Consider the following 25,253-nt stretch of genomic DNA (forward strand, 5'->3'; position numbering starts at 1 on the left):
GGGTCGGGCATGGGGGCGGCCTCGGCGAAACTGCTCGCCAGCGAGGGCGCGGCCGTCATCGCCACCGATATCTGTCCCGACTCCGGGGAGGATGTCGCCGCGGCGATCCGCCGCGCGGGCGGCACCGCCATCTTCGCGCGGCATGACATCGCGGAGGAGGAAAGCTGGGTCTCGGTTCTCGATCGGGCGCTGTCCGCATTCGACGGGCTGGACATATTGATCAACAATGCGGGGATCGGGGAACCGTTCGGCACCGTCGAGGCGCTGAGCCTCGATCAATGGCGCGCGATGATGCGCGTCAACCTCGATGGGACCTTCCTGGGCATCAAGCACGGCATCGGCGCCATTCGCCAGAACGGGCGCGGGGGCTCGATCGTCAATTTCTCGTCGATCCTGGGGATGGTCGGCAGTGCCAACACCGCCGCCTATGTCGCCAGCAAGGGGGGCGTGCACCTGCTCACGAAATCGGCCGCGCTCTATTGCGCCGCCCAGCGCAACGGCATCCGCGTCAATTCCATCCATCCCGGCTGGATCCGGACGCCGATGTCGCAGGGCGCGCTCGACAACGGCAAGAGCGTGACGGCCGGCGCGAACCGGGCGATCGAGGCGACGCCGCTCGGCCGCTTCGGCGAACCCGAGGAAGTGGCCTATGGCGTGCTCTTCCTCGCGTCGGACGAAGCCAGCTTCGTCACCGGCACCGAACTCGTGATCGATGGCGGCTATCTCGCGCAATAGCCGCAGCGGGACCCCGACGCGGCGACGCGGACGATGATCGTGCGGCGTGATCGGTTGACATCCGATTGGCCACGGATCAGTCCTGCGACGATCGGATGCGGGCCGGTCTGGCATTGCCGGTCTGACGCCGACGATCGCGCGCGACGGGCCAGGCCGATGACGAACCACGACAGTGCAGGCGCGCCGGCGGCGGAAGTCCGGGAATGGGGCTGCTCGCAATCCTATGAGGATCTCGTCGCGCTCATCTATCAGGGGCCGCTCGACGCACAGCCCTGGAAAACCTTTCTCCAGCGCCTGCGCGGCCATCTGGGCAGCGACGTCGCCGCCATGACCCTGCGCCACTTCTCCGGCGATCTCCCGCAACTGGTGATCTGGGAAAGCGACGGACAGGGCGACGACGCCGAAGCGGTGCGCGGATCGCGCCTCAGGCTTTGCGACCTGGATCCGCTGGGCAAGGCGCTGACGCGTTCGGGCGACGTGCGGATCCTCGATGAGGTCATCGCCCGGGACGAACTGGTGAAGACCAGTTTCTACACCGAGCTCATGCAGCCGTTCGGCATCGAATATCAGCTGGGCATATTGGTGTCCGAACCGAGCGGATGGAAATGCGGCATGGGGCTGATGAACGGCCCCTCGAACCGCAATTTCGATGCGGCGGACAAGGCCTGTCTCCAGCGGCTCATCCCCCATCTCGAACGGGCGCTGAAGACATATGCCAAGCTCGAACAGGCGCGCTCGCTGGAGATGGTCCTGGCCGACACGCTGGAACGGATGTCGATCGGAACGGTGATCCTCGACGGGACCGGCGCGATCATGGAAGCCAGCAGGATGGTGGAGGACATCCCCCAGCTCCTCGTCACCCGCGGGCGGCTCGCACTCTCGTCGAGCCCGGCCAACGCCCAGTTCCAGAAACTCGTCAAGGAGGCGCTCGCCCATCGCAACCGCAATGCCGCCACCAGCTTCATCGACGCGCTGCGCGTGGAGGGAGGGGACAGCGATCTGGGCCTGCTGGTGCGCAGCGTGGAATGCTCCGAACAGACGCGCGGCGACGTCTATCCGGCGGTCATCATCTATGTGTCCGAAGCGGCGACGCGGCGGCTGGCCTCGGATCAACTGGTGGCGCGCATCTTCGGCCTCAGCCCGACAGAGGCGCGGCTTGCCATGCATCTGGCCAACGGCATGAGCCTGGCGGAGGCGGCCGCAGCCCTGGGCCTGGCCGAAAGCTCGGTCAGGACCTACACCAAATATGTGTTCGCGAAACTGGGCGTCAGCCGACAGGCCGATCTGGTCCGGCTGGTCCTGAACAGCGTGGCGCTGCTTGCCTGAGGGCCCGGTGGATCGTGAATTCATGAACTCGGTGCCGCTGGCGTGTCCGGCACTGGTGGAAAGCGGACGCAATGACTAAGGTGCGATGGCGCCGTAGACACCCCAAATGTCTTCGATCCGATCTGCGCTCGCGTACCAGCGAACCGACCAGCGCGTCTTGATCACAATGCCTTTGGTAACGCTTGCGCTTCTTAAAGCGCTTTCGAAGCCGCCCGAATTCACCGAAAAACCTTGATTTCGCAGTTGATCGACAAGGAGAGCTTCGCTCATGCCGACAGGAAACTGCGCTTTGACACGCTCGTCGAACACCCGTTCCCCCTCGGAATAAACTGAAGGAAGGTTCCGGCCTATGAGCGGCGTACGAGGATAGGGCCAGCGCATATGAACGATTTTCGCATCGGCTCCAAATGTCTGCAAGTGGGGCGTTTCCGGCCATATCAGTTTTAGGGGCCCGGTTCGGTCCATCGGCTCCACCGCGCGCCTGATCATGGTGGATGGCGGCCTGCGCCGGTAGCGACAGGCTGCCATCCGGGGGCGCTATTTCAGCGGCAGGAACAATTCCACGACCACTTCATGGATCGGTACGTCCGGAAAGTGGGAAAGTTCTCGCCGGCAATAGATCGGGAAATCGCGCACCTCCTCGCCGCTGGTCGGAAGCCAGTCGCGGTAAAGATAGAGCGCGGCGGGCTCCAGATTGTTGGTGGCGCTGACGAAGCGCAGCACGGCGCAGCGCCCGCCGGGAATCACGCCGGGCTTCATGCCCGCATCATTGGGCGCGATCGGCTGGTCGGTCTCGATGCACAGATCCATGCTGTAATCGGCCGGGTTCGCCGGGCAGCGCTCGGACCGGAAGATCATGTAGGTCGGGCATGTCTCGGGCGACAGGTCCGCCGCCTTGCGCCAGGCGATCATCCGCTGCCTTGTGTCGCCGATCGTCGCCCGGTCGCCGCGATGCTCCATGATCGCCACCGGCGTCGGGGGCATGTCGCGGATCGTTACATCGTCGGGAGTGAAGATAATCTGCATGAGCTTGTTCCTCGCATTGTCGAGAGGCCCGAAGGCCGCAAGCCACGGTTCCCAGTCGGGAGATTTCCGGAACGACGAAGGCGACTGCCCCAGCCGTCGCCGGAAAGCGCGGGCGAAGGCATCCGGTGCATCGTAACCGGCATCCATCGCGATGTCCGTGACGCTCCGGGCGTCCTTCGCGGCCAGCCGGTGCGAAGCGCGCTTCATCCGGGCAAGCTGGACATAACGATGAACCGACAGTTCGAAGGTCGCCGTGAACTGCCGGTGGAAATGGAATTTGGAAAAGGCCGCGATGCGGCTCACCGTGTCCAGATCCAGATCGCCATCGAGATGCCGGTCGATATGGTCCAGCACCCGCCGCATCCGGGCATGATAATTCTCGAGCGCCGCCTTCATGATCCCATCCTCTGTGGCGGCATCAGCTAGTCGCTCATCGCCATGACGCGCTCGACCGATCTTGCGGTTTGGAGCGCCCCCCCCCGGAAACCCCCAATGGCGGCGGCCGATCCGTTTCCACCGGATCCCAGCCTGCTCTAGAAAAGCGTCCGCGTCGATCGGGGGTCGAAGGTCGCGAGCGGCTGTCCCGCCGCGACGCGGTGGACAAGATCGGCATTGGCCAGCAGCGCGCGGCCGACGCCGACCAGGTCGACATCGCCCCGCGCGATCCATTCGGCGGCGCGCGCGATCGTATCGCGACCCGAAGCGTCCGGGCGCCAATGCCCGTCCGCGGGGCCGGGGGGCAGGCCCGCGCCGCCGACCATCATCGCGGTCCGGCCCGTCAGTTTCTTGGCCCAGCCCGCCAGGTTCAGGTCGGATCCCGGAAAGGCCGCGTCCCAGAAGCGGCGCGTGCTCGCGTCGAATATGTCGACGCCGGCATCGGCGATCGGGCCGAGCAGCGCCTCGAGTTCGTCCGCCCCTTGCGCGAGGCGGGCACGATAATCCTGCGACTTGTGCTGTGAAAAGCGGAACAGGATCGGAAAGCCGCTGCCGACGGCGCAGCGGATCGCGCGCACCGTCTCCACCGCGAAACGGCTTCGTCTCGTGACGTCGCCGCCCCACCGGTCTTCGCGCCTGTTCGTGTCCGCCCACAGGAAACTGTCGATCAGATATCCGTGCGCCCCATGGATCGCGACGCCGTCGAAGCCGATCCGCTTCGCCTGGCGCGCGCTGCGTGCATAGGCGTCGATGACGTCGGCAATGTCCTCCTCGGTCATGGCGCGCTCGGCGCGCTGCGCAAGATCGACATAGCCCGGGTCCAGCGAATGCACGCCGACCGACCCCCAATGGCCCGACGGGCGCAATTGTTGCGGGGGGGACGCACCGATCAACGATCCGAACAGGGGCCCCTGATGCCATAATTGCGGAAAGACGAGGCTGCCGGCGGCGTGCACTGCCTTCACGACGCCGGTCCAGCCGGCATCGGCGGCCTCGCTGCCCAGCCTCGGTATGTCGGGATGGTCGATCGCGGCGGGGTGATCGATCCCGGTCCCCTCGGTCAGGATGATCCCGACGCCGCCCTCCGCCCGCCTGCGATAATAAGCGGCCACATCCTCGCCCGGCACGCCGCCGGGCGAAAAGCTGCGCGTCATCGGCGACATGACGAAGCGGTTGGGCACTCTCAGCCCGCTCACTTCCAGTGCGCCGAACAATGGCTGGATCGCGGTCATGCGGGCCTCGTGGCGGGAATGATCGCCCGGATCGCAGGGGCCGCCGCTTCACGGTTAGGCCGGTCCGGAACGGTGACGATGCGTCGCGCGCCGCAATGGATATGGGTCATGGCCATTCACTGCGGCCAACCCGCAGCCCCGGCCACTCCCAGATGGGGATGGCATTTGACGGTTCGAAAGACGCTGGGGGCCGTGGCTGGAGAGGGACGCCGTTGTATCCGCTATCGGCGCGCGTCATCCGTGGAACGAACGGCCCGGCTCAGCGCTTTGCCCCCAACGCTCCGAAACGGGCATCGCGCAGTCCGGTCAGGATCATGTCGCCATCGGCGCCGACCCGGAACTCGCCATAGGCCGCGCGCTCATAGGCCTTCGCCTGCCCTTCCTCGAAGAAATAGGCGTTGGTCGCGAAGTTCGGCTGCCCGTTTCGAACACGATAGCGAAGCGCGATCTCGTCCGGCGCCAACGGCCGGCCGTCGGAGAAGCGGCGGAACCGGCCGACGCCGTGCGCATCCAGGGCCGCCACGATCCGGCCGTCGGTCAATCTCTGCCGGCGATCGAAGGGGAAGGCCTGGTTGGCCAGCGCGAAATCGAGCCGCATATAATCGCCCTGCATCAGCGATCGCGGATCGACCGGGGCCAGTTCGAGCAGGACCACCCGGCCTTGCGTCAGCAATTGCTCGCGCTGATGGATTCCGAAATTGACGATGGCCAGGACGGCGAGCCCGGCGACCAGGGCCACGCGCTTACGCATGTCCGCTATCCATCGTGCCGGAGGCGGCGGAACCGCGCCGCAGCGCGAGCCGGACGAGGAGCAGGCACAGGCCGGTGGCCGCCAATATGCCGGATTTTTCGAGCAGCGTGGCGTGCAGGCTGTAATAGAAATGGGAGACGAAGCCGAGCAGGCTCAAAATCCCCAATGCGGCGAACAGCCTGTCGCCGACCGCGAAGCCCAGCAGCAGGATCAGCAGCGCCGAGGCGAGGCCCGGTGCCGTCAGCGAGACCAACCCCAGCACGAGAACGATGGCGGCGGCCGCGCGTGCGGCGGGGCTTCGCGGACTCACGCCCTCGCGCATGATCAGGACGATGGCGACGAAAAGCAGGACCGACGCCGTCAGCCCCCGGCCGATCAGCGGGCCGTGGATCGCGATCCAGCGCGACGCCTGGACAGCGTCGAACAGGCCCCCCGTGTCGAACAGGCGAAAGGTCTCGACCAGCAGCAGCGCCAGCACCAGCCCATAGCCGACCGGGCGCCACAGCCCGCCCCTGGCGGCCCAGATCTTCGGCTCCAGCCAGATCAGCGCCAGGCCCAGGCACAATATGGGGGCGGACAATCCGTGCAGCGCCGCCGCGTTGATCGCCAGCGCCACCGCGATCGCGGCACCGCAGGTTGCGAGCAGACGATGGAGGAAATTCGGGACGAGAAATGCCAGCGCGGCCTGCATCGCGGCGATGGCGATATAGAGCAGCGGCGCCCAGCCACTGAGGATGTCGGCAAGGCCCATGATCATCAGCCCCTGGCCGGCAAGGCTGACGGCCAGGCCGAATTGCTCGGCGAAATCATTGCCGTCGAAGCTGCGGAACAAGGCGAAGGCGCCGCCGCAACAGGCCGCGCCGACCAGCAGCCCCGATGCGGGATCCCGCATCACGAACGCGAAGGCCGCACCCACAAAGCCCAGCAGGAACAGGGCGCCGATCCATCCGGCGATGCCGAGCATGACGCGTACGTACCAGGGCGAAGCCGAACGGTCCGGCACCGGCATCCCGCCTTCGACCAGCCTGTCGGCGCTGAGCCGGGCCCACAGGGCGGCCGCGGTCATGCCGGCTGCTCGCGCGCAACCGACTTGAGCCAGATGGCGCCGCCGGCCGACATGCCGATCACCACCAGCCCGATGAGCAGAAAGGCGCCCGAGCCGGTTTCGAGAATATGATGAGTCAGGAAGACTGCGATCGTGACGATCAGGCTCAGCACGCCGCCCGCCAGCATGAACAGGTCGGGGCGGACATGCCGATACCAGACGTACAGCGCCATCAGCCAGGCAAAATAGGCCAGGGCGGCCAATGCGCGCATGCCGGCGATCTCGTCGCTTTCGAAGATCGCCCAGGCGGCCAGCATCGTCGCGCAGCACCCGGCGGCGATCGACACCAGCCGCGGCGGCCAATTGTCCCGCAGCCACGAAACGCCCGCGCGATGCGCCGCTTCCCAAAGGATCAGTGCCGCGCCGTTGAGCGCGAACATGCTCCAGAGCAGCGGATCGAGGGACCGGGAGAGCGAGAAATAGAAGAACAGGGCAAGATTGAGCAGGGTCAGCCAGATCAGCCACAGGGGACTGAAGCGGCTCACCGATACCCAGGGCAGGATCAGGACGGCCCACCAGGCGAACAGCTCGTACGTATCGGCGCCGGTCTGGTAGATCTGCCCCGACAATGCGAGCAGCGCGCCGGTCAGCAGGCTCAGCATCACCAGCACGGCCTTGCCGGGCATCCCGTCCAGCCCGATCCGCCAGCATGCCAGCAGCGCTGCGAGGATCGCCGCCTCGACCAGTCCGAACTTGGCGAAACGGCCGAGATCCGCCCAATTGAACGCGAAGAAGAAGATGACCGCCGCCGCCAGCGCAATCGTGCCGAGCCACAGGGTCAGATGCCCGAGAAAGTCGCGCCATTCCGCCGGTGACGGCGTCACCTCCGCAGCGCGCAGGATCTCGCGCTCCCGCCCGGGTGCCGCGCGCCCGGCATCGAGCCAGTCGAGCACCTCATTTCGAAATCGGCCCATCAAGCTCCCCCGGGGCAAGCCGTCCCTTGGCAGTATCAGCTATTCATGTTTCCCACCATGGTCACGTCGCGCAAGAGCGATCACTTCCCGGGCCTGGCGACGGCCGACTTGGCATGCTTGATTTCAGGGCGTCCATCGGTCGCGCCCGCCTGGGCAAGCAGCCGGGTGTAATATTCGTCGCTTTTCGCTCTATTGCCCGAGAGTCGGGCCGCGCGTGCGGCGCCGTAAATGCCCCGGAATCGATTGGGGTCGTTCGTCAGCGACCGTTCGAAGGCGGCGAGCGCCTCTTTGGGCTGCTTCAGGTCGAGCAGCAATTCGCCCAGCATCTCGCGCACGGGGATCACGCGGCCGGGCATCATGATATGCTCCTCGGTCCTGTCCTCCCGGTCGGCCGTCTCGCGCATCAGCCTCAGCGCCTCGGCATTGCGCCCCTCGGCACGCGCCTTCCAGGCGGCGATCGCGCCCATCTGGATATCCGCCTGCTCGACCCAATAATCCTTCTTCTGGACGACCATCGCCGCCCTCAGCCCGACGATCCGCGCAATTTCGGCCTGTGCTGCGCCGGCATCGCCACGCCGCGCCGCGCCGAGGCCGCGTGCATAGGCGTTGACCGCTTCGCCTTCCGGAAACCGGCTCCAGTCAAACTGTCCGCTCGCGGGATGCAGCGTCAGCCGGGCTGCCATCGTCCAATCACCGTGTTCCAGCGCATAGCGCGCCGGGATCGCCGCGCCCGCATAGGCGATCTGGCGTGCGTCCTCGTCCGGTCTGGCGGCGGCGTCGACGATCTTCACCCATTTCCAGGCATCGGCGTCACGCGCGAGCTGGAGCGAGGCGTAAACCAGATAGTCCATTGCGTGATAGGCATCGCGATCGGTCTTCGACGCGGCATATGAGCGCGCATTCGTGTCGATCGAATCCTGCCATTGCCCGACCCGCGAGAAGATGTGCGACGGCATATGCAGCGCATGGGGTGAATCCGGGGCGATCGCGGCATAGCGCCGCGCCGCGTTCAACCCATGTTCGGCGATCGGGGGAAAGTCATAGGCATGGATGATGAAGTGCGCGACGCCCGGATGGTTCGGCTGCTCGACGAAGATCCTGTCGAGGATCTGCGCGCTCTTCAATTGCTGGGTATAGCTCTGGTCGTTCCGATCGGCCGTGACCTGAAGCCAGAAGGCATAAAGGATCGCGGCTTCGGTGTCCTCGGGATAGTCCCGGTGGATTGTCGCCAGCGCCGTCTCATACGCCTTGGCGCGGCGGGCGAACGGCACAGTCTCATGGTCCTTGAACAGGCTTTCCACCGCCGAGATATAGGCGCGCTCGCGCGGCGTCTTGCCGCCGCCCAGCCGATGGGCCGCCAGCACCGCCGCCCAGCCCTGTTTCTCCAGCTTGGGCGTGGGCGGCGATCCCAGCGCATTGTCGATGCTCGCAACCGCTTTCGCCCAATAGGCCATGGCGCATGTCGGATCGGCGGCAAGCACTTCGTCCACCGCGCTGTCGATCTTCTCCCAGTAAAAGGAATAGAGCAGCGCCGCGACGGTGTTGAATTTCGCCTGGGCGTCGGGCGTGCAGGATATCGGGAAATTCACCTGTCCCAATGCGGCCTGGTGATCGTGATGCTCCTGGGCGACGGCCCGCGCTCCGGCCAGGTCGGCGCCGCACAATAGAAGCATCGTGGCGAACGATAGAAACCTGGCTGCCATCGCGATCCCCCAATCTCCGAAGGCCCGTCGGGCGAAAGGTTCATGCAATCGATACGGGAGTGCAAGCCTTTTTGGCGGCCTCGCGTGCTGTCCGTTCACGACCGACGCCACTCATCGCCTGGATCGACCGATCGCGACGCCGTCCGGCATGGCGTCACCCGAAAATGCCGGTTGTAGATCGCGCCTTTCCGGTTTCGGGCCGGGTCTGCGCGTTGTGATCACCGTTGGGCGTGTCCGCGACACGGCGGATCGGATCGGGACTCCTGCATCGACTCTCCTGCATCTAAGCCCGTTTCACGGGGCGATCGATGATGCAGGAGTGTGGAGTATGAACGCCCTTTCGGCCCGGAATGATTATTCGTCAGGCGTTCGGGATGCTGTGTCTGTCGATGCCCCGGACGCGACGGATCATGCCCTGGGCCTTCAGCTCTGCCGTGCCGGCATCCTCTCCATGACCCGGCTGCAGCTTGCGCTGGAGCGCGGTGACCGGCGCCGCGCGATGGAGGCGATCGATCGGCTTCATACGTTCGACAGCGAGGTCGAGCAGCTCGTCGACCGGCTTTCGGGCCCGGCCTCCGACGCGCGGATGAAAGCGATCGCCAGGCATCTCAGCGAGGAGAAAATGGAACTCGCCTTCGAAAAGCTTGCGCTGGCAAGCGGGGTCAGCGGTCCGGGGCTGGTCTCGCGGACGCCATTCCCCGCGAATCTGCCGCAAGATGCGGAAAGGGCCGACCATGCCGGGGCGTTCTTCGCCGAGCCGCGAGGGGGAGGGGGCGGCGCCATACGCACTTACGGCCTGTGCGCGGCGGCGCTGATCGCTGCCATCGCCGGTGTCGCCGCGATACTGGTCGTTGTGCTTTGATGCCGGGTGCGGCGGCTTGACGGGAAATCACGGTAAAACAAATCGCTGGATCAAGAAGCGTGATTCCGAAATCACGCGGCTTGATCCAGTTCAACCCCATCCTCATCATCATTGGCTGGTGGAGTGCGATCGCGGCGTCGGCGGCGCCGTGCCTTTCTTGTCTTGATTTCAGGGCGCTTCCAAATGCGGGCAACAAGGGTCGCCAAAGCGCTCCTGATGCCGATCCAGCACCACGCGGCCAATGCTCCGACACTCGCTGCGACCTCGAAGATCGCGCTGATTTCGAAACTGATGAGCCACATGGCCAGATCGGGCGCGAACAGGCCCAACAGGCGGACCGGATCGGCTTGTCCCGCGCTCAGGTGGAGGACGACCAGAACCAGGATGACGAAACCAATCGCGACATGGGCCCGGCTGACCCGGCTCGTGACACGAATGGGGATATCCACCATCACGCGATGCAGCAACCGACCGAACGGCGTATCCCCGGCGATCGACAGCGCTATCCAGGACATCAGGAACACAAACGCCGCCGTCATCGCCCACTCCTGTTTCACCTCTGCGGAGGTTGCGCCGTGCACCGTGGCACGCGTCGCCCGGCCGTTCTGGACCGACGACCGGTTTTCGGCAAGCGCATGGCGTCGAGCGTCTGGCCATGGCCGCTCGCCATTTGCACGGCAGCTCGAAAATCAGCCGGTTCCCGCTTCGTTAACCATTTCGTGACGGCTCGCGCGTTAGCGTCGGAGCATGAACGAAGCTTCGACCAGCGCGACTCATCCGCCCGGCCGCGATATTCTCGTCGTCGATCAGGATCGCGGCAGCCGCGAGGCGCTTGGCCGCATGCTGATCCAGGGCGGATACCGCGCTTCCTTGTGCGCCGGCGGGCGAGAGGCGCTCGATCGGGTGCAGGGGCGCAGCTTCGATCTGATCCTGCTCGATATGGAATTGACCGGCATGGCGGGCTTTGCCGTGCTCCACGAGATTCGATCGAACCATGCCACCGCGCATGTGCCGGTCATGATGGTGACAGCGCGCAACGATCCGCGCGCGGTGATCGAGGCGCTCAATGCGGGTGCCGACGATCATCTCGCCAAACCCTTCGCGTTCGACGTGCTCATTGCCCGTATGGAAAGGCTGATCGAGCGCGCGCACAATATCGCCGAATTGCGGCGGTCCAACACCGCGCTCGACGCGCGCATCGCCCATCGCGCGATCGAGATCGGCGAATTGCGCGAACGCATCGCCTCGATGCAGGCCGAGCGTCAGCAGCTTCAACAGCAGATCGACCGCCTCAGCGCCTGATACCGATCTCGAAGATGCCGGCTCGAAGATGCTGGCGCATCCGCTGGCTCAATATGCTCTTTCCTCTCGAGGGGATGGTCGATTTCGGTATCGATTTGCGCAGTCACGACCCGGCGCGCATCTGGTCGCAGGGCTATGTCGATCAGTGATACCAAGGTTCGATGAATATGGTTCATCGAACCTTGGGAAAGCCGTCGCGACGCTTGAGTGTTTCAAGGTACGGATGCGTCAGCATCCCTGCACCTTCGTATGAGTCGATGCGCGCTGCGGCATGATTGCGACATCTGAGAAGCGTCCGGCTCGACTCTTGGCCTCATATTCATATATACTAGATATGAATATTGGAGGTGCGTCATGGCGACCACGAGTCTCAGCCTGGGCGAGCATTGGGAAATCTTCATCCGCAACGAAGTGAGTAGCGGGCGTTACGGATCGGCCAGTGAGGTCGTCCGCGACGCCTTACGCGCGCTGGAAGAGCAGAAGACACGGCTCGACGCGTTGCGCGCCCATCTGTCCGAAGGGGCCAGGCAGGCGCGTCAGGGGGTCTTCGTCGAAGACTATTCGGCTGATCGCGTCATTGCCGCTTTGGACGGTGAGGAATGACGCCATCGTTTCGCGTCACTCCTCGGGCGTTTGAAGACCTTAAGAATATTGGCCGTTACACGCTCCGTGAATGGGGGCGGCAACAACGCGATACCTATCTGCGCGGGTTGGACGCCCGCTTCGAAGCGTTGGCGCGGCAACCGATGCTCGGTCGCTCGCGCGACGAGGTCGCACCCGGCTATCGCAGTTGCCCGCATGAGGCGCATGTCATCTTCTATCTGATCCGCGACGGCGGCATCGACATCATCGGTGTCCCACATCAGGCGATGGATATTCCGCGCCACTTCGACACCGACCACGAATAATATCTGCGGTGAGCGAGACTCATCGTATCACGCGGTCAACATGGTGGTTTTTCGTGACCCGGAGCGCAGCGTACTTCGGCATGTGAGTACCGGAAGCGCGGGAAACCGCCATTTGCAGGCCGGTATGGGCCGAATCTCCACGGTTCTAGAGCGATTTGTAGTTCGATGGAATCATCGAACGACTCGAAAATCGCGACAAAACAAAAGCCTAGAGCATGCGATCCACTTCCAGCGGATCACGGCATGCTCTAGCGGCCCAGCCAGTGCCGCGCTGCGAACCAGCCCGAAATCGCCACGCCGACGATCACGCAGAGGCCGACCACGCCCCAGAAGGCCCAATGCGCCTCGGCAAAGGGAATCCCCTTCACATTCATGCCGAGCAGACCGGTGATGAAGGTGAGCGGCAGGAAGATCAGCGCGACGATCGAGATCATCAGTGCGCGCGAATCCATCAATTCGGCGCGCAGGTCGGTCAGCTCCTCATGCATCAGCGCGGCGCGCTCGCGCACCGCCTCCAGTTCCTCGGCCATGCGTGCGCAGCGGTCCGCCGCTTCGCGAAGATGCATGCGATCCTGTTCCTCCAGCCAGTCCGCATCGAGCGCCGAAAGCCGTTCGAGCGCCTGGCGCTGCGGCACGAGGAAGCGGCGATAGGCGATCGCCTTGGCGCGCGCATGGGCGATCTGCCGGCGCATGCGATAGACGCTTTGCGTCTCGATCTTCGTCTCGCAATCGTCCAGCGTGTCGCCGAGTTCGGCAACCTGCGGATCGAGCTCGCGAGAGATCGCGGTGGCGATTTCGGAGATGAGGTCGCCGGGATCGCGCACCATGCCATGGGCCACGGCGTCGCACACCGTGTCGATCGCCGACGGCGTGCGGAAACAGACCGAGATCACGCTGCCGCGCTGCGCCCAGATCCGGATTGAGACCAAAGCGTCGGGATCGTCCTCGGGCGTCAGGCCGAGCGCGCGCAGGTTGATCAGCGCGCCTTCGCCCATCGGCTCGCTGCGCGGACGGGTTTCCTCCGCCACCAGCGCGCTGCGCGCGATCTCGGGAATGTCGCCGCGCGCCGCGAGCCATTCCAGCGCGTGATGCTGGCGTCCGTCGAGATGGAACCAGACGAAGTCCGCCGATCCGTTGGCCTCGGCCGCATCGGCGAGCGCGACCTTCTTTCCGCCGTCTGCGTCGACGATCCAGGCAAAGCTCATGGCGCGGCCTTTCCGAGCAGATAGAGCGACAGTCCCGGCGGCGGCGATGCCGGTGGCGCCGTGACCATCGTCCGCACGGCATCCGCACGGGAGCGCGTCAGGATAAGGGGATGGACCGCCGGGCTGTGAAAGACATGATCGGCGCGGCCCAGCAGCCGGGCCTCGCCGAGCGTCAGATCGTCGGGATCGTCGGATCTTATCGTGATCATGATCAGCCCGGCAGCGGCGGTTTCGGATGGCGACGCCAGCCAGTCGGCGACGCCGCCGGACGGATAGGGGCTGAGCGGATCGAGTGGACCGTCGAGCGCCATGTCGATCGCCCGTCGCCGCTCGGCATCGCCGGGCCAGCGCGCACGGATCGCCTGCCGGGCCCCGTCCAGCGCCGTGGCGAGCATGCCGAGCGAGGCGGGCAGCAATGCCTCCAGGCGCTGCCGCAGCGCCTTGGCCAGCCCGGCCGAGGCGCCGCCCGTGCCGATCGCTATCAGCACTGGATCGCGATCGACGATCGCGGGCAAGGTGAAGTCGCACAGCTGCGGCCGGTCGGTGGCGTTGACCAATATGCCGCGTGCCTTCAGCCGGGCGACGGCTGCGATCGCCTCGTCATCGTCCTCGATCGCGACGATCGCGAGCGCGGCTGCCGTCCCCTCGTCCGATGGAACGGCGCCGGCGCGTTCGAGCAGGCGGCGTTTCGCGGCGGCGGCGTCGCCATCGCCCAGCAGGATCACCGGACGGCCGCGAAGCTTCAGGAAGACGGGCAGGCTATGCATCGGCACGCTTCTCGCGCGGCATGCGGTGCTTGCCAAGAGCGCTTTGTGGAGGCGGTACCAGCCCGCTCCCCCGCCCAACCACCCGATACAGTATGATCCTGTCGGGTGGTTGGGCGGGGGAGCGGGCGGAGCAGCCGAAGGTTCCGGCGATGCGAAGCATCGGTGGAATGGCTGCGGAGGGCGGTACCGGCTTTTCCAAACAGACTCTCAGGCCTTGAGCCAGTCCGGCACGGTCTCGGCCTCGATCAACGCTTCGAGCGGCGGGCGTGGTCGCACCACCGCCCATTTGTCCCCCGAGACCATCACCTCGGGCACGAGCGCGCGGCTGTTATAGGTGCCCGCCATCGTCGCGCCATAGGCGCCGGCGGTGATGAAGGCGATCAGGTCCCCGTCCGCGACCACGTCCATCTCGCGCGCGATCGCGAAGGTGTCGCCGCTCTCGCAGACCGGGCCGACGACATTGGCAGTGCCGCGTTCGCCGCGCGGCGCGACCGCGCGGATGTCGTGCCATGCATCGTAGAGGCTCGGGCGCAGCAGGTCGTTCATCGCCGCGTCGGCGACCACCCAGGGATGGACGACGCCATCCTTCACCCGGATCACGCGCGACAGCAGGATGCCGGCATTGGCGACGATCAGCCGGCCGGGCTCGAACGCCAGGCGCACGCCCCAGCCCTGGGTCACGCGCTTCACCATCGCACCGTAATCGGCGGGGCTCGGCGGCAGCGGCAGCGCGGGATCGTAAGGAACGCCCAGGCCGCCGCCGAGATCGGCCAGGGTGATAGTGTGGCCGGCGGCGCGCAGCGTCGCGATCAGCGCGCCGACCTTGGCGAACGCCGCTTCGAGCGGCGCCAGATCGGTCAGCTGGCTGCCGATATGGACGGCGACGCCCTGTGCGCGCAGGCCGGGCAAGGCCGCGAGCCGGTCATAGGCGGCGGGCGCGGTGTCGATCGCGATGCCGAACTTGTTCTCCGACTTGCCGGTCGAGATCTTGGCATGGGTGCCGGCATCGACGTCGGGATTGACGCGATAGGCCACAGCCACCTCGCGTCCCGCCTCGACCGCGACGGCGGACAGCATCTCGGCTTCGGGTTCCGATTCCAGGTTGAACTGGCCAATGCCGTGCGACAGCGCGAACGCCATCTCGTCGCGGGTCTTGCCCACGCCCGAAAAGACGATCTTCCCGGGCGCGATGCCCGCCGTCACCGCGCGCAGCAGCTCGCCGGCCGAAACGACGTCGGCGCCCAGCCCGGCACGCGCCATCGCCGCCAGCACCGCGCCATTGGGATTGGCCTTCACCGCGAATGCGATCAGCGGTTCGCCGTCGCCCGCCCCGGCCACCGCCTCGCGGAAGACGCGGATATGGCGATCGATCGTGCCGGCCGAATAGACATAGACCGGCGTGCCCACCGCATCCGCGATCGCGGTCAGCGGGACGTCCTCGGCGTGAAGCGCGCCGTCGCGAAGTTCGAAATGGTCCATGGGGTCAGTCCGTTGGTGGCAGGTCGAAACGGTCTTCGCCGCGCCGCTGCGAGCGCTTGAGCACTTCGTCGTTCCGGTCGGGGCGCGCCTGCGAATCGGGGGTGACGAGTGCGTCCGAATCGGGTGCGGTTTCGGCCATGGCGGGCTTGGGCGGCACCGGGTCGCCCGCCGGACGCGTGAGCTGCTTCTTGCTGCCGCACGCGGAGAGCGCCGCGCTCAGCACCAGGATCGTCAAAAGGGCGGACGGCTTTCTCATTCGGTCATTCCCAGCGTGCCCCTGGCCTCGGCGATGCGCTTGCGCACTTCGGACGGCGCGGTGCCGCCATGGCTGGCGCGGCTCGCCACCGACGCGTCGACGCTCAATAGCGCGAAACAGCTTTCCGCGATACGCGGATCCACGGCCTGCAGCGCGTCGAGCGGCAATTGGTCGAGCCGGCATCCCCGATCTTCGGCCAGCTTGACCGCGCGGCCGGTGACGTGATGCGCCTCGCGGAACGGCAGGCCGGCCTCTCGGACCAGCCAGTCGGCCAGGTCGGTCGCGGTCGAAAAGCCGCTTTCGGCAAGCGCGCGCATGCGATCGGAGCGGAATGTCGCGCTTTCGACCATGCCCGTCATCGCCGCGATGGACAGGCCGAGCAGGTCGTGCGCCTCGAACACCGGCGGCTTGTCGTCCTGCATGTCCTTCGAATAGGCGAGCGGCAGCCCCTTCATCGTGATGGTGAGCGCGGTCATGCAGCCCGCGATCCGCCCCGAATGCCCGCGCACCAGTTCGGCCGCGTCGGGATTGCGCTTCTGCGGCATGATCGACGATCCCGTCGACCATTGATCGGACAGCGAGACGAAGCCGAAGGGCTGGCTCGCCCAGATGATGAACTCCTCGGCCAGCCGCGAGAGGTGCAGGCTGCACTGGGTGGCCGCCATCAGATAATCGAGCGCGAAATCGCGGTCGGACACCGAATCGAGCGAATTGGCGGTGGGCCCGTCGAAGCCCAGCGCCGCGGCGGTCGCGTGCCGGTCGATCGGATAGCCGGTGCCGGCCAGCGCCGCGGCGCCCAGCGGACAGCGATTGAGCCGGATGCGCGCGTCGGCGAAGCGCGACCGGTCGCGCGACACCATCTCGTAATAGGCCATCAGGTGATGGCCCAGAGTGACGGGCTGCGCCGACTGGAGATGGGTGAAACCGGGCATCACGCTGTCGGCATGCTCGCCGGCGCGCGTCACCAGCGCGCGCTGCAGCGCCGAAAGGGCTTCCTCGACCTGGTCGATCGCGTCGCGCACCCACAGGCGGAAATCGGTCGCGACCTGGTCGTTGCGCGAGCGCGCGGTGTGCAGCCGTCCGGCGGCGGGCCCGATCAGCTCGGCCAGCCGGCTCTCGGTCACCATATGGATGTCCTCGAGCGCCAGATCCTCGGGCACGCCATGCTCGGCATATTCGGCGGCGATACGGTCCAGTCCGTCGGTGATCGTCGCCGCATCGGCGGCCGCGACGATGCCCTGCCGGGCCAGCATCGCGACATGCGCCTTGGATCCGGCGATGTCCTGTCTCCACAGCCGCTTGTCGAACGGGATCGATGCGTTAATCTCGCGCATGACCGAAGCCGGCCCTTCGCTGAAGCGCCCGCCCCACATGCTGTTGGAGGATTTGTTGCGATCGCTGATTTTGCTTCTCCCGCTCGGCTGCCTCGCGCTCGGCGGATGCGATAGGCAATCGCAGACCAGCCCGCAAGCGAGTGCGAACGCCGAAACCGCCACGCCGCCCACAAGCGGCAACGCGGCGGGCGCCGAACCTGCCGAAGAGGAACTGGCCGGCACGCTCGATATCGAGAATCGCGGCAAGCCGGCGCCTGCCGATGCGTTCGAGGCCCCCGGCGGCACGACCGTGCGGCTCGCCGATTTCAAGGGCAAGCCGGTGCTGGTCAATCTCTGGGCGACCTGGTGTGCACCCTGCGTCAAGGAGATGCCGACGCTCGATGCGCTCGCGCAGCGCACGCGCAGCAAGCTGACCGTGCTCACCGTGGCGCAGGACAGCAAGGGTGGTGCCGTTGTCGGTCCCTGGTTCGCCAAAAAGGGATTCGCGATGCTCCAGCCCTATCTCGATCCCGAGAACAGGCTCGGCATCAACTATGGCAGCGGCATGTTGCCGACGACGATCCTCTACGATGCCGAGGGTCGCGAGGTCTGGCGCGTGATCGGGGGCATGGACTGGAACGGTCCGCGCGCGAACACCCTGCTCGCCGCGACCCTGGGATAGGCGGCATGGCTGGCGACAGGATCGACGCGCTCGTCCAGGAAAGCGGCGCGAGCGATTTCGCGGTCCGCATCACCGTATCGGGCCATGTCATCGACGGCGACGAGCCCGAAGCGGTGGGCGGCCGCAATCTCGGGCCCGCCCCCTATGACCTGCTGCTTGCGGCGCTCGGCGAATGCACCGCGATGACGATCCGGCTCTATGCGCGGCAAAAGGGCTGGCCGCTCGACGAGGTCGAGGTCGGCCTGACCCATCGCAAGGGCGATATCGAAGGCCGCCCGGCCTGGACCGATCATTTCACCAAGGTGATCCGGCTGCACGGCCCCGCTTTGTCGGACGAGCAGCGCGCCAAGCTGCTCGAAATCGCGGCCAAATGTCCGATCCAGCGCACGCTGCAGGGCGATCCGGTGATCGAGACGAGTCTCGCCACCGGTTGAGCTTTTCGAGAAGGTGGTATTCAAGGTTTTTCTCCTCCCCATCTTTGATGGGGAGGGGGACCGCCGACCGCAGGTCGGTGGTGGAGGGGAAATGCGATGTCGTTGCCCCATGCCGTTTTGGGGCGAGAGTGCGATGCCTACAAGCGACAGCAATTAATGAGGCATCGCTTTCCCCTCCACCACGCGACTATGTCGCGCGGTCCCCCTCCCCACGCTACGCGCAGGGAGGAGAGAATCGCCCATACAAAGTGCGTACATATGAATTCCCGCCCGCGCGGGAATGACGTGAGTTTTCAGGCGGCCAGCCCCAGCATTTCCAGCTCGTGCAGCTGCTCGGGCGTCAGGGTCGGCCGCGCCGCGTGCTCGAACACCGCGGCATAGGCTTCGGCTGGCGCATTCGCCTTCATCCCGCCGAGCAGCGCCGCGCGTTCCGCCGGATTGGTGGCGGGAATCATGAGCTGCATGAACCCCATCGCGGTTTCGGGCGGCAGGCTGCCGACGATCGCGGCTTCGATTTCGGCAAGCTCGGTATCGGTGAACAATGCGCAGAGCTGCGGCCAGACCGATTCTTCCTCTTCGGCCATATGGACGAGATCGTCGGCGACGAAGCGCGAGAACATCAGGTGCAGCGTCCGCCCATATGCGTCGGCGCGCCGCGGGTCCGCCGCCGCTTCGAGCGCGTCGATCGCGACCTCGATCTCGGCGAAGCGCGCGCGATGATGCTTGTGGTCGCGCTCGAGGTCCGATGCGGCGCCCGGCGCGCGCTGCTCGAGTGCCGCATGGATGAACAGCTCCTCGTCGGCCAGATGCGTCTCGCCCAGCGCCAGATGCATGCGAAGATCGGCGATCAGCGCGGCGGTGTCGCGCGTGAAATCGGTGGTGGCGAGGCGCTGGAGCAGTGTGCAATGCCCGCGCCGCAGGCCTTTGTGGACGGGTCCGTACAGGTCCCAGCGGCCGGCCGTCGCCGGAAGATCGGATGAAGTCGTCGTCAGCATGACATGTCCTTTCGATCCCGGCATCGTGGCCGGATGGATGGCGGGCGTTTAGGTGCGGACGGTTCGTTGCTCATCCTAAATGGTTCCTAACGGCGTGATTTCGGAGCGAGCGGCAATCGGCTAATCATCCGTGGGGATTGGGGGCAGGCACCATGATTCACTCGACGCTTCGTGCGTTTCTGGAGCAACCCGTCATGATGGTCATCGCCGTCGGCGAAGCATCGGGCGGCGCCGCGCTGGGGCGATGCCTGGGGTTGCGGCTTCCGGTCGGAGACGGCCCGATCGAGGTCGTCTTTTCCGCCTGGCAATGGCCGGATCTTGCACGCTCGGCCGGCCAGGGCCGCGCCGTCGCTCTGACCCTGGTGCATCCGAGCACATATCGGACCTATCAGCTCAAGGGGAGGATCGAGGCCGTCGGCGATGGCGATGCGGGGGATATGGCGCTTGCCAATGACTATATCGACCGGATGATCGGCATGCTGGGCGCATTGGGCGTCGAGCGTGATGTGATCGATCGCTGGTGCGGCATCGATTCGGTGATGCGCGTCGCGATCCGCGCCGACGATCTGTTCGATCAGACGCCGGGGCCGCACGCGGGCGAGCGGATTCCGGCATGACCGTTTCCCTGTCCGACATACTCGACTGCTTCGAAGGGGTGATCCCGTCGTTGATCGCCACCTCCGATGGCGAAGGTCGGCCCAACATCTCCTATCTGTCGCAGGTCTTCCATGTCGACGATGCGCATGTGGCGCTGTCGAACCAGTTCTTCTCGAAAACCGCGGCCAATGTCGCGCGCAGCGGCCGGGCCACGCTGCTCGCGGTCGATGGTCGATCGGGCGATCAATATCTGCTCGACCTTGTCTTTGTCCGATCGGAAGGGACGGGCACATTGTTCCGGCGCATGGCGGCGCATCTCGACGCGATCAGCTCGCAACATGGCATGGAATCGGTGATGGCGCTGCGCAGCGCCGATATCTTCCGGGTCGAGCAATGCCGGCCGGTGCCTGCGCCCGGCCCCGCGCCGCCGCCGCGCGACGATCGGGCCGCGCCCGAACGGCTCATATTCGGCGCCGCCCTGGCGGTAGAGCTCGCGCGCGAAAGCGATCCGGACCGGATGCTGGACGTCGTGCTCGATCGGCTGGCGACGCTGCCGGGCTTCGCCAATCTCATGATCCTAGTGCCCGACGGGAGCGCGGCGCGACTGACGACACTGGCGAGCCGCGGCTATGGCAGTGCCGGCGTCGGTTCGGAGATCGCGTTCAACGAAGGCGTGATCGGTATTGCCGCGGCCACCGGGGTGGCGGTGCGGATCAGCGACATGAGCCGTGGTCACCGCATGTTCCAGGCGGCACGCGCGATGTCCGGATTGATCGCGGAACGCCATATTCCGGTGCCAGGGCTGGCGGATCCGCAAAGCCAGCTCGGCGTGCCGATGCTTTCGCGCGGGCGGCTCGCCGGCGTGCTGTTCGCCGAATCGCCCGCCCGGTTCGCCTTCACGCGGGAGGACGAACGGATGCTCGTCATGGTCGGCGCGCAACTCGCCGCGCATCTCGGCATGGCGGATCAGGAGGGGGGCGATGCATCCGTCCCGGCTTTCGGTGTCGAAGCACGGCGGCCGGCAGCGCTGGCGGCACGGGTGTTCCAGGTCCGATATTTCGCATTCGACGACAGCCTGTTCATCGACGATGCCTATGTCATCAAGGGCGTACCGGGGCGGCTGTTATTCCATCTCCTCTCCATCCATGCGGAGCAGGGGCGGATCGACTTCACCAATCGCGAATTGCGGCTGGATCCGCGCCTCCGGCTGCCGGATTTCAAGGACAATCTCGAGACCCGCCTGATCCTGCTTCGCCGCCGCCTCGACGAACGCGATGCGCCGGTCCGGCTCGTCCGTCCGGAGCGGGGCCGGATCAGGCTGGAACTGGGCGGCACCCCCATGCTCGACGCCGTAGCGGAGCCGCCCAGGGCCTAGAGCGATTTGTAGTTCGATGGAATCATCGAACGACTCGAAAATCGCGGTAAAACAAATGGCTGGAGCCGGCTGTTTACGGCGAGCCCCCGGGCCCCGGCCGAACGCTACGATCGGCGCGAGAGCGCGCCTTCACCGGCGACCATAGTCTGGCGAGCCGATTGGCGACGGCAGGCTCAGCGGTCGGATCGGATGAGGCTGGCTTCGTCGAGCATCGCGAGTTGCGCGGCGCTCAGGTCGAGCGTCATCGCACCGGCAATGTCCTCGAGCTGGGCAAGGCTGGTGGCGCTCGCGATCGGCGCGGTGACGCCGGGTTGCGCGGCGTTCCAGGCCAGGGCGACCCGTGCCGGCGTGGCGCCGGTCTCGCTCGCGACCGTATCGAGCGCGGCAAGGATCGCGCGACCGCGTTGATCGAGATAGCCGGCCACGCGACCGCCGCGCTGGCTTTGGCCCAGATCGGCTTCGCTGCGGTATTTTCCGGTCAGGAATCCTGATGCGAGCGCATAATAGGGCAGCACGCCCAGGCCGCGATCGATGCACAATGTCTGGAGCGGCCCCTCGAAACCGTCGCGCTGGATCAGGTTGAGCTCGGGCTGGAGCACCTCATAGGCGGGAAGGCCGTGGGTCGCGCTGAAATCGAGCGAGTCCGCCAGCCGTTCGGCGCTGAAGTTCGACGCACCCAGCGCACGGACCTTGCCCAGCTCGACCAGCCGGGAAAAGGCGCCGAGCACGTCGGCGATCGGCGTCTCGGGATCGTCGCGATGCGCATAATAAAGATCGATATAGTCGGTCCGCAGCCGCTTGAGCGATGCGTCCACCGCCGCCGCGATCCGCTCGGGGCGCAGCCCCGCCCCGCCTTCGCCCGGCAGCATGCCGACCTTGGTCGCGATCAGCACGTCGTCGCGCCGGCCGCGCCGGGTCAGCCAGTCGCCGATCGCGCTTTCCGATTCGCCGCCGACATGGCCGGGAATCCAGGCCGAATAGACATCGGCGGTGTCGATCATCGTCCCGCCGCGTTCGATGAACCCCTCCAGGATCGCCGCGGAATCGGCGTCCTTGACGGTCCAGCCAAAGACATTGCCGCCGAGCACCAGTCGCGACGTTCGCAGCCCGCTCGTCCCCAGGGCACGCATCTCGGTCATTGGTCCCGCTCCTTCAGATGTTCGGTCACTTTGCGCACATCCTGCGACCGGCCGCGCGGCAGGATCAATATGTCGTTGCCGCTCACGACGACGATCAGGTCGTCGACGCCGACCAGCGCGACTCGCGGCCCGTCGCTGCGCACCAGGCAATTGCGGCTGTCGATCACGATTGCATCGCCATCACAGGCATTGTCGCTGTCGTCGCAATCGCTGAGCGCATGGAGCGCATCCCAGCTTCCGAGATCCGACCAGCCCATGCTGACCGGGACCACCGCGACCCGTTCGGCCTTTTCCATCACCGCATAATCGATCGAATCGCTGGGTGATCGCGCGAAGCTTTCCGCATCGGGATGGATGCGCGCACCGCTGCGGACGCTATCGGCCATTGCACCCCGGGTCGCGGCGAGCATCTCCGGCGCATGGACCGAAAGCGCGCCCAGGAAGATATCGGCGCGGAACAGGAAAATCCCCCCATTCCAGGCATGGCCGCCGGCAGCGAGCATCGTCTCCGCCGTCGCCCGATCGGGTTTTTCGACGAAGCGAGCGACGCGGTGGACACCCGGGCCGATCGCCTCGCCGGTCTCGATATAGCCATAGCCGGTTTCCGGCGCGTCGGGCGCGATGCCGAAAGTGACGAGCCAGCCATCCTCGGCAAGCGGCAGGGCAGCCTCAATGGCGTCGCGAAAGGCGGCGGGATCGGTGATCACGTGATCGCTCGGCATGACCAGCAGCACGCTCTGCGGGTCTACGGCCAGCGCGGCCAGTGCGATGGCCGGTGCGGTATTGCGCCCGGCCGGTTCGAGAATCAGCGCTTGCGGGAATACCCCGACTCGCGCGAGCTGCGCTTCGATCGCATCGGCATGTGCCGCGTTGGCGACGACGATCGGCGGATCGAAGCGCGCATCGTCGATCGTGCGCTGCGCGGTCAATTGCAGCATCGTCTCCTCCGCGGTGAGCGCGAGAAGCTGTTTGGGGCTTTCCGGACGCGACATCGGCCAGAGCCGTGTCCCTGAGCCTCCTGACAGGATGACCGGGACGATCTGCGTGTTGTTCATGCGGCAATTGCTCCCCGGCGCGGTGTAGATCACTGGGCCGATGGGTTAAAGGTCGGAGCCCGCAATTGGTTGCGCGAACCGTCTTCAGGAAATTTTTGTCAATTTGAGCGACACTCCCCCTGTCGGATTCCTTTACGGTACGGGCGAGCGAACGTGATCAGATTCTTCAAGCACTATATCCCGCATGCCGTGCTGCTGCTCGGCATGCTGGATCTCGCGCTTCTGCTGACCGCGGCGGAACTCGGCTGGGTGGTCCGGCTGGGCCAGATCGATCAGGTGGTCCTGCCGATCTCGACACGCTGGCCGCAACTGGTGAGCTTCGCAGCGACGCTGCAACTCGCGATGATCGCGGTCGGCGTCTATGGCAGCGACGCGCTCCAGTCGCTGCGCTTTGCCGCCGCGCGGCTGCTCGTCGCGATCTCGCTGGGCATTCTCTTCCTGTCGGCATTGTTCTTCCTGATTCCGGAACTCAGCCTGTGGCGGTCCAATCTGCTTTACGCGATGGCATTCGCCGCCTTCCTCCTGTTCGCGTTGCGCATCCTGCTCGGCAAGGCATTGGGCAGCCATGCCTTCAAGCGGCGCCTGGTCGTGCTCGGCGCCGGCCCGCGTGCGGCGCGGGTGAAGGCGCTGGCGCAGCGACCGGGCTCGGGCTTCGTCGTCGTCGGCTATGTCGGCATGAACGACGGTCCTCCGGAGATTCCGGAGGCGATCAACCGCGACGCGATCTACAATCTCGCCGACTATGTGGTGCTGCTGAACGCAAGCGAAGTGGTGCTCGCGCTCGAGGAACGGCGCAACGGCATGCCGCTGAAGGATCTGTTGCGGATCAAGACCACGGGTGTCCATGTCAACGAGATCTCGACCTTTCTGGAGCGCGAGACCGGCCGAATCGATCTGGCCAGCGTCAATCCGAGCTGGCTGATCTTCTCCGACGGCTTTTCGTCGGGCCGGCGCCTGTCGAGCATCGCGAAGCGGCTGTTCGACGTTACCGCCAGCCTGATCCTGCTGATCTTCACCGCGCCGCTGATCCTGATCGCGGCGATTGCGGTCAAGCTGGAGAGCCGGGGACCCGCCTTTTACCGCCAGGCGCGCGTCGGGCTGTTCGGTGAGGAGTTCAGCATCGTCAAATTGCGCTCGATGCGCACCGATGCCGAAAGCGACGGCAAGGCGGTGTTCGCGCAGAAGGACGATCCTCGCGTCACCCGTGTCGGCCGCTTCATCCGCAAGACGCGGATCGACGAACTGCCGCAGACCTGGAGCGTGCTGAAAGGCGAAATGAGCTTTGTCGGCCCGCGCCCGGAACGGCGTCCGTTCGTCGAGGATCTCGAACAGAAGCTGCCTTATTATGCCGAGCGTCACATGGTGAAGCCGGGCATCACCGGCTGGGCGCAGATCAACTATCCCTATGGCGCAAACCTGGAGGACAGCCGGCACAAGCTGGAATACGACCTTTATTACGCCAAGAATTACACGCCTTTCCTCGACCTGCTGATCCTGCTGCAGACCGCGCGCGTCGTGCTGTGGCCGGAAGGGGCGGGGGCGCGCTGAGGCGCATGCGATGATCGCGACGATCGGACTCTGGAGCCACGCCGTCGCCGCCGGCCTGTTCGCGCTGCTTGCCGCCTGGCAGGCCCGGCGCGGCATCCCCGGCGCGCAG

General features: G+C 66.0%; 27 protein-coding genes. 11 read left to right on the forward strand and 16 right to left on the reverse strand.

Features of this window, described 5'->3' with window-relative positions; translation table 11 throughout:
* On the forward strand, positions 1–735 hold a 735-nt coding region (locus AC3WN8_RS29165; protein WP_492673036.1), incomplete at its 5' end, for an SDR family oxidoreductase.
* Between the two features lie 156 nt (positions 736–891).
* The gene (locus AC3WN8_RS29170) at positions 892–2,061 is read left to right on the forward strand and encodes a helix-turn-helix transcriptional regulator (protein WP_492673037.1); all 1,170 of its coding nucleotides are present in this window, start codon (positions 892–894) and stop codon (positions 2,059–2,061) included.
* Between the two features lie 75 nt (positions 2,062–2,136).
* On the opposite strand, the gene AC3WN8_RS29175 is transcribed toward AC3WN8_RS29170, so the two are convergent.
* The 7 genes from AC3WN8_RS29175 to AC3WN8_RS29205 form a co-directional block, all read right to left on the reverse strand.
* A complete protein-coding gene (locus tag AC3WN8_RS29175) occupies positions 2,137–2,370 on the reverse strand; it encodes a hypothetical protein (RefSeq protein ID WP_492673038.1) in 234 nt (77 codons plus the stop codon).
* Between the two features lie 228 nt (positions 2,371–2,598).
* Positions 2,599–3,483: an AraC family transcriptional regulator gene (locus tag AC3WN8_RS29180; RefSeq protein WP_492673039.1), complete on the reverse strand. Its 885-nt coding sequence runs from the start codon at positions 3,481–3,483 to the stop codon at positions 2,599–2,601.
* A gap of 137 nt (positions 3,484–3,620) precedes the next feature.
* Entirely contained in the window at positions 3,621–4,754 is a 1,134-nt protein-coding gene (locus AC3WN8_RS29185; RefSeq protein ID WP_492673040.1) for an oxidoreductase, read from the reverse strand.
* A 259-nt stretch (positions 4,755–5,013) separates the two neighbouring features.
* Positions 5,014–5,505: a GDYXXLXY domain-containing protein gene (locus AC3WN8_RS29190; RefSeq protein WP_492673041.1), complete on the reverse strand. Its 492-nt coding sequence runs from the start codon at positions 5,503–5,505 to the stop codon at positions 5,014–5,016.
* A complete protein-coding gene (locus AC3WN8_RS29195; RefSeq protein ID WP_492673042.1) occupies positions 5,498–6,571 on the reverse strand; it encodes a DUF4401 domain-containing protein in 1,074 nt (357 codons plus the stop codon). The genes AC3WN8_RS29190 and AC3WN8_RS29195 overlap by 8 nt, the downstream gene beginning before the upstream one ends.
* A complete protein-coding gene (locus tag AC3WN8_RS29200; protein WP_492673043.1) occupies positions 6,568–7,524 on the reverse strand; it encodes a DUF2157 domain-containing protein in 957 nt (318 codons plus the stop codon). The genes AC3WN8_RS29195 and AC3WN8_RS29200 overlap by 4 nt, the downstream gene beginning before the upstream one ends.
* Positions 7,525–7,604: 80 nt before the next feature.
* The gene (locus tag AC3WN8_RS29205; RefSeq protein ID WP_492673044.1) at positions 7,605–9,227 is read right to left on the reverse strand and encodes a tetratricopeptide repeat protein; all 1,623 of its coding nucleotides are present in this window, start codon (positions 9,225–9,227) and stop codon (positions 7,605–7,607) included.
* A gap of 379 nt (positions 9,228–9,606) precedes the next feature.
* Here AC3WN8_RS29205 and AC3WN8_RS29210 point away from each other — a divergent pair, with 379 nt between their 5' ends.
* On the forward strand, positions 9,607–10,089 hold the full coding sequence (locus AC3WN8_RS29210; RefSeq protein ID WP_492673045.1) for a hypothetical protein: 483 nt from the start codon (positions 9,607–9,609) through the stop codon (positions 10,087–10,089).
* Between the two features lie 71 nt (positions 10,090–10,160).
* Here the strand turns inward: AC3WN8_RS29210 and AC3WN8_RS29215 are convergent, their stop codons facing one another.
* Positions 10,161–10,628, reverse strand: a complete 468-nt coding sequence (locus AC3WN8_RS29215) for a hypothetical protein (RefSeq protein WP_492673046.1) — start codon at positions 10,626–10,628, stop codon at positions 10,161–10,163.
* 208 nt (positions 10,629–10,836) lie between these two features.
* On the opposite strand from AC3WN8_RS29215, the gene AC3WN8_RS29220 reads away from it, so the two are divergent.
* The 3 genes from AC3WN8_RS29220 (at position 10,837) to AC3WN8_RS29230 (ending at position 12,299) form a co-directional block, all read left to right on the forward strand.
* Complete coding sequence (locus tag AC3WN8_RS29220) at positions 10,837–11,391, forward strand: response regulator transcription factor (protein ID WP_492673047.1); 555 nt, start codon at positions 10,837–10,839, stop codon at positions 11,389–11,391.
* Between the two features lie 354 nt (positions 11,392–11,745).
* Entirely contained in the window at positions 11,746–11,994 is a 249-nt protein-coding gene (locus AC3WN8_RS29225) for a type II toxin-antitoxin system ParD family antitoxin (RefSeq protein WP_492673048.1), read from the forward strand.
* Positions 11,991–12,299, forward strand: coding sequence for a type II toxin-antitoxin system RelE/ParE family toxin (locus AC3WN8_RS29230; RefSeq protein ID WP_492673049.1), 309 nt, complete (start codon positions 11,991–11,993; stop codon positions 12,297–12,299). Before AC3WN8_RS29225 ends, AC3WN8_RS29230 begins: the two co-directional genes overlap by 4 nt.
* A gap of 248 nt (positions 12,300–12,547) precedes the next feature.
* Here AC3WN8_RS29230 and AC3WN8_RS29235 read toward each other — a convergent pair whose 3' ends face one another.
* The 5 genes from AC3WN8_RS29235 to argH all read right to left on the reverse strand — a co-directional run bounded on the left by AC3WN8_RS29235 (position 12,548) and on the right by argH (position 17,379).
* A complete protein-coding gene (locus AC3WN8_RS29235; RefSeq protein WP_492673050.1) occupies positions 12,548–13,504 on the reverse strand; it encodes a zinc transporter ZntB in 957 nt (318 codons plus the stop codon).
* Positions 13,501–14,271, reverse strand: a complete 771-nt coding sequence (locus tag AC3WN8_RS29240; protein ID WP_492673051.1) for a precorrin-2 dehydrogenase/sirohydrochlorin ferrochelatase family protein — start codon at positions 14,269–14,271, stop codon at positions 13,501–13,503. The genes AC3WN8_RS29235 and AC3WN8_RS29240 overlap by 4 nt, the downstream gene beginning before the upstream one ends.
* Positions 14,272–14,478: 207 nt before the next feature.
* On the reverse strand, positions 14,479–15,750 hold the full coding sequence (gene lysA, locus AC3WN8_RS29245; protein WP_492673052.1) for a diaminopimelate decarboxylase: 1,272 nt from the start codon (positions 15,748–15,750) through the stop codon (positions 14,479–14,481).
* Positions 15,751–15,754: 4 nt separating this feature from the next.
* On the reverse strand, positions 15,755–16,006 hold the full coding sequence (locus tag AC3WN8_RS29250; RefSeq protein ID WP_492673053.1) for a hypothetical protein: 252 nt from the start codon (positions 16,004–16,006) through the stop codon (positions 15,755–15,757).
* The gene (gene argH, locus AC3WN8_RS29255; protein ID WP_492673054.1) at positions 16,003–17,379 is read right to left on the reverse strand and encodes an argininosuccinate lyase; all 1,377 of its coding nucleotides are present in this window, start codon (positions 17,377–17,379) and stop codon (positions 16,003–16,005) included. Before argH ends, AC3WN8_RS29250 begins: the two co-directional genes overlap by 4 nt.
* Before the next feature lie 16 nt (positions 17,380–17,395).
* Between argH and AC3WN8_RS29260 the strand changes: the two genes are divergently transcribed.
* Together AC3WN8_RS29260 and AC3WN8_RS29265 are read left to right on the forward strand one after the other, a co-directional pair.
* The gene (locus AC3WN8_RS29260; RefSeq protein WP_492673055.1) at positions 17,396–18,001 is read left to right on the forward strand and encodes a TlpA family protein disulfide reductase; all 606 of its coding nucleotides are present in this window, start codon (positions 17,396–17,398) and stop codon (positions 17,999–18,001) included.
* Between the two features lie 5 nt (positions 18,002–18,006).
* Positions 18,007–18,435 (forward strand): OsmC family protein, encoded by a 429-nt coding sequence (locus AC3WN8_RS29265; protein ID WP_492673056.1) that lies wholly within the window; start codon positions 18,007–18,009, stop codon positions 18,433–18,435.
* 293 nt (positions 18,436–18,728) lie between these two features.
* On the opposite strand, the gene AC3WN8_RS29270 is transcribed toward AC3WN8_RS29265, so the two are convergent.
* On the reverse strand, positions 18,729–19,430 hold the full coding sequence (locus AC3WN8_RS29270) for a hemerythrin domain-containing protein (RefSeq protein WP_492673057.1): 702 nt from the start codon (positions 19,428–19,430) through the stop codon (positions 18,729–18,731).
* Between the two features lie 194 nt (positions 19,431–19,624).
* Here AC3WN8_RS29270 and AC3WN8_RS29275 point away from each other — a divergent pair, with 194 nt between their 5' ends.
* Both AC3WN8_RS29275 and AC3WN8_RS29280 read left to right on the forward strand, forming a co-directional pair.
* The gene (locus tag AC3WN8_RS29275; RefSeq protein WP_492673058.1) at positions 19,625–20,047 is read left to right on the forward strand and encodes a hypothetical protein; all 423 of its coding nucleotides are present in this window, start codon (positions 19,625–19,627) and stop codon (positions 20,045–20,047) included.
* Complete coding sequence (locus AC3WN8_RS29280; RefSeq protein WP_492673059.1) at positions 20,044–21,402, forward strand: GAF domain-containing protein; 1,359 nt, start codon at positions 20,044–20,046, stop codon at positions 21,400–21,402. The genes AC3WN8_RS29275 and AC3WN8_RS29280 overlap by 4 nt, the downstream gene beginning before the upstream one ends.
* A gap of 173 nt (positions 21,403–21,575) precedes the next feature.
* Here the strand turns inward: AC3WN8_RS29280 and AC3WN8_RS29285 are convergent, their stop codons facing one another.
* A complete protein-coding gene (locus AC3WN8_RS29285) occupies positions 21,576–22,541 on the reverse strand; it encodes an aldo/keto reductase (protein WP_492673060.1) in 966 nt (321 codons plus the stop codon).
* On the reverse strand, positions 22,538–23,596 hold the full coding sequence (locus AC3WN8_RS29290; RefSeq protein ID WP_492673061.1) for a mannose-1-phosphate guanylyltransferase/mannose-6-phosphate isomerase: 1,059 nt from the start codon (positions 23,594–23,596) through the stop codon (positions 22,538–22,540). Before AC3WN8_RS29290 ends, AC3WN8_RS29285 begins: the two co-directional genes overlap by 4 nt.
* Positions 23,597–23,749: 153 nt before the next feature.
* Between AC3WN8_RS29290 and AC3WN8_RS29295 the strand changes: the two genes are divergently transcribed.
* Positions 23,750–25,144: a TIGR03013 family XrtA/PEP-CTERM system glycosyltransferase gene (locus AC3WN8_RS29295; protein ID WP_492673062.1), complete on the forward strand. Its 1,395-nt coding sequence runs from the start codon at positions 23,750–23,752 to the stop codon at positions 25,142–25,144.
* Positions 25,145–25,253: the final 109 nt, after the last annotated feature.

The sequence above is a fragment of the Sphingobium sp. FW305-3-2-15-F-TSA7 genome (assembly GCF_058787155.1).

Coding starts and splice junctions, on each gene's coding strand:
- AC3WN8_RS29170 (WP_492673037.1), top strand. CDS start 892: ATGACGAACCACGACAGTGCAGGCGCGCCGGCGGCGGAAGTCCGGGAA.
- AC3WN8_RS29180 (WP_492673039.1), bottom strand. CDS start 3,483: ATGAAGGCGGCGCTCGAGAATTATCATGCCCGGATGCGGCGGGTGCTG.
- AC3WN8_RS29185 (WP_492673040.1), bottom strand. CDS start 4,754: ATGACCGCGATCCAGCCATTGTTCGGCGCACTGGAAGTGAGCGGGCTG.
- AC3WN8_RS29190 (WP_492673041.1), bottom strand. CDS start 5,505: ATGCGTAAGCGCGTGGCCCTGGTCGCCGGGCTCGCCGTCCTGGCCATC.
- AC3WN8_RS29195 (WP_492673042.1), bottom strand. CDS start 6,571: ATGACCGCGGCCGCCCTGTGGGCCCGGCTCAGCGCCGACAGGCTGGTC.
- AC3WN8_RS29200 (WP_492673043.1), bottom strand. CDS start 7,524: ATGGGCCGATTTCGAAATGAGGTGCTCGACTGGCTCGATGCCGGGCGC.
- AC3WN8_RS29205 (WP_492673044.1), bottom strand. CDS start 9,227: ATGGCAGCCAGGTTTCTATCGTTCGCCACGATGCTTCTATTGTGCGGC.
- AC3WN8_RS29215 (WP_492673046.1), bottom strand. CDS start 10,628: ATGACGGCGGCGTTTGTGTTCCTGATGTCCTGGATAGCGCTGTCGATC.
- AC3WN8_RS29220 (WP_492673047.1), top strand. CDS start 10,837: ATGAACGAAGCTTCGACCAGCGCGACTCATCCGCCCGGCCGCGATATT.
- AC3WN8_RS29225 (WP_492673048.1), top strand. CDS start 11,746: ATGGCGACCACGAGTCTCAGCCTGGGCGAGCATTGGGAAATCTTCATC.
- AC3WN8_RS29230 (WP_492673049.1), top strand. CDS start 11,991: ATGACGCCATCGTTTCGCGTCACTCCTCGGGCGTTTGAAGACCTTAAG.
- AC3WN8_RS29235 (WP_492673050.1), bottom strand. CDS start 13,504: ATGAGCTTTGCCTGGATCGTCGACGCAGACGGCGGAAAGAAGGTCGCG.
- AC3WN8_RS29240 (WP_492673051.1), bottom strand. CDS start 14,271: ATGCATAGCCTGCCCGTCTTCCTGAAGCTTCGCGGCCGTCCGGTGATC.
- lysA (WP_492673052.1), bottom strand. CDS start 15,750: ATGGACCATTTCGAACTTCGCGACGGCGCGCTTCACGCCGAGGACGTC.
- AC3WN8_RS29250 (WP_492673053.1), bottom strand. CDS start 16,006: ATGAGAAAGCCGTCCGCCCTTTTGACGATCCTGGTGCTGAGCGCGGCG.
- argH (WP_492673054.1), bottom strand. CDS start 17,379: ATGTGGGGCGGGCGCTTCAGCGAAGGGCCGGCTTCGGTCATGCGCGAG.
- AC3WN8_RS29265 (WP_492673056.1), top strand. CDS start 18,007: ATGGCTGGCGACAGGATCGACGCGCTCGTCCAGGAAAGCGGCGCGAGC.
- AC3WN8_RS29270 (WP_492673057.1), bottom strand. CDS start 19,430: ATGCTGACGACGACTTCATCCGATCTTCCGGCGACGGCCGGCCGCTGG.
- AC3WN8_RS29275 (WP_492673058.1), top strand. CDS start 19,625: ATGATGGTCATCGCCGTCGGCGAAGCATCGGGCGGCGCCGCGCTGGGG.
- AC3WN8_RS29280 (WP_492673059.1), top strand. CDS start 20,044: ATGACCGTTTCCCTGTCCGACATACTCGACTGCTTCGAAGGGGTGATC.
- AC3WN8_RS29285 (WP_492673060.1), bottom strand. CDS start 22,541: ATGACCGAGATGCGTGCCCTGGGGACGAGCGGGCTGCGAACGTCGCGA.
- AC3WN8_RS29290 (WP_492673061.1), bottom strand. CDS start 23,596: ATGAACAACACGCAGATCGTCCCGGTCATCCTGTCAGGAGGCTCAGGG.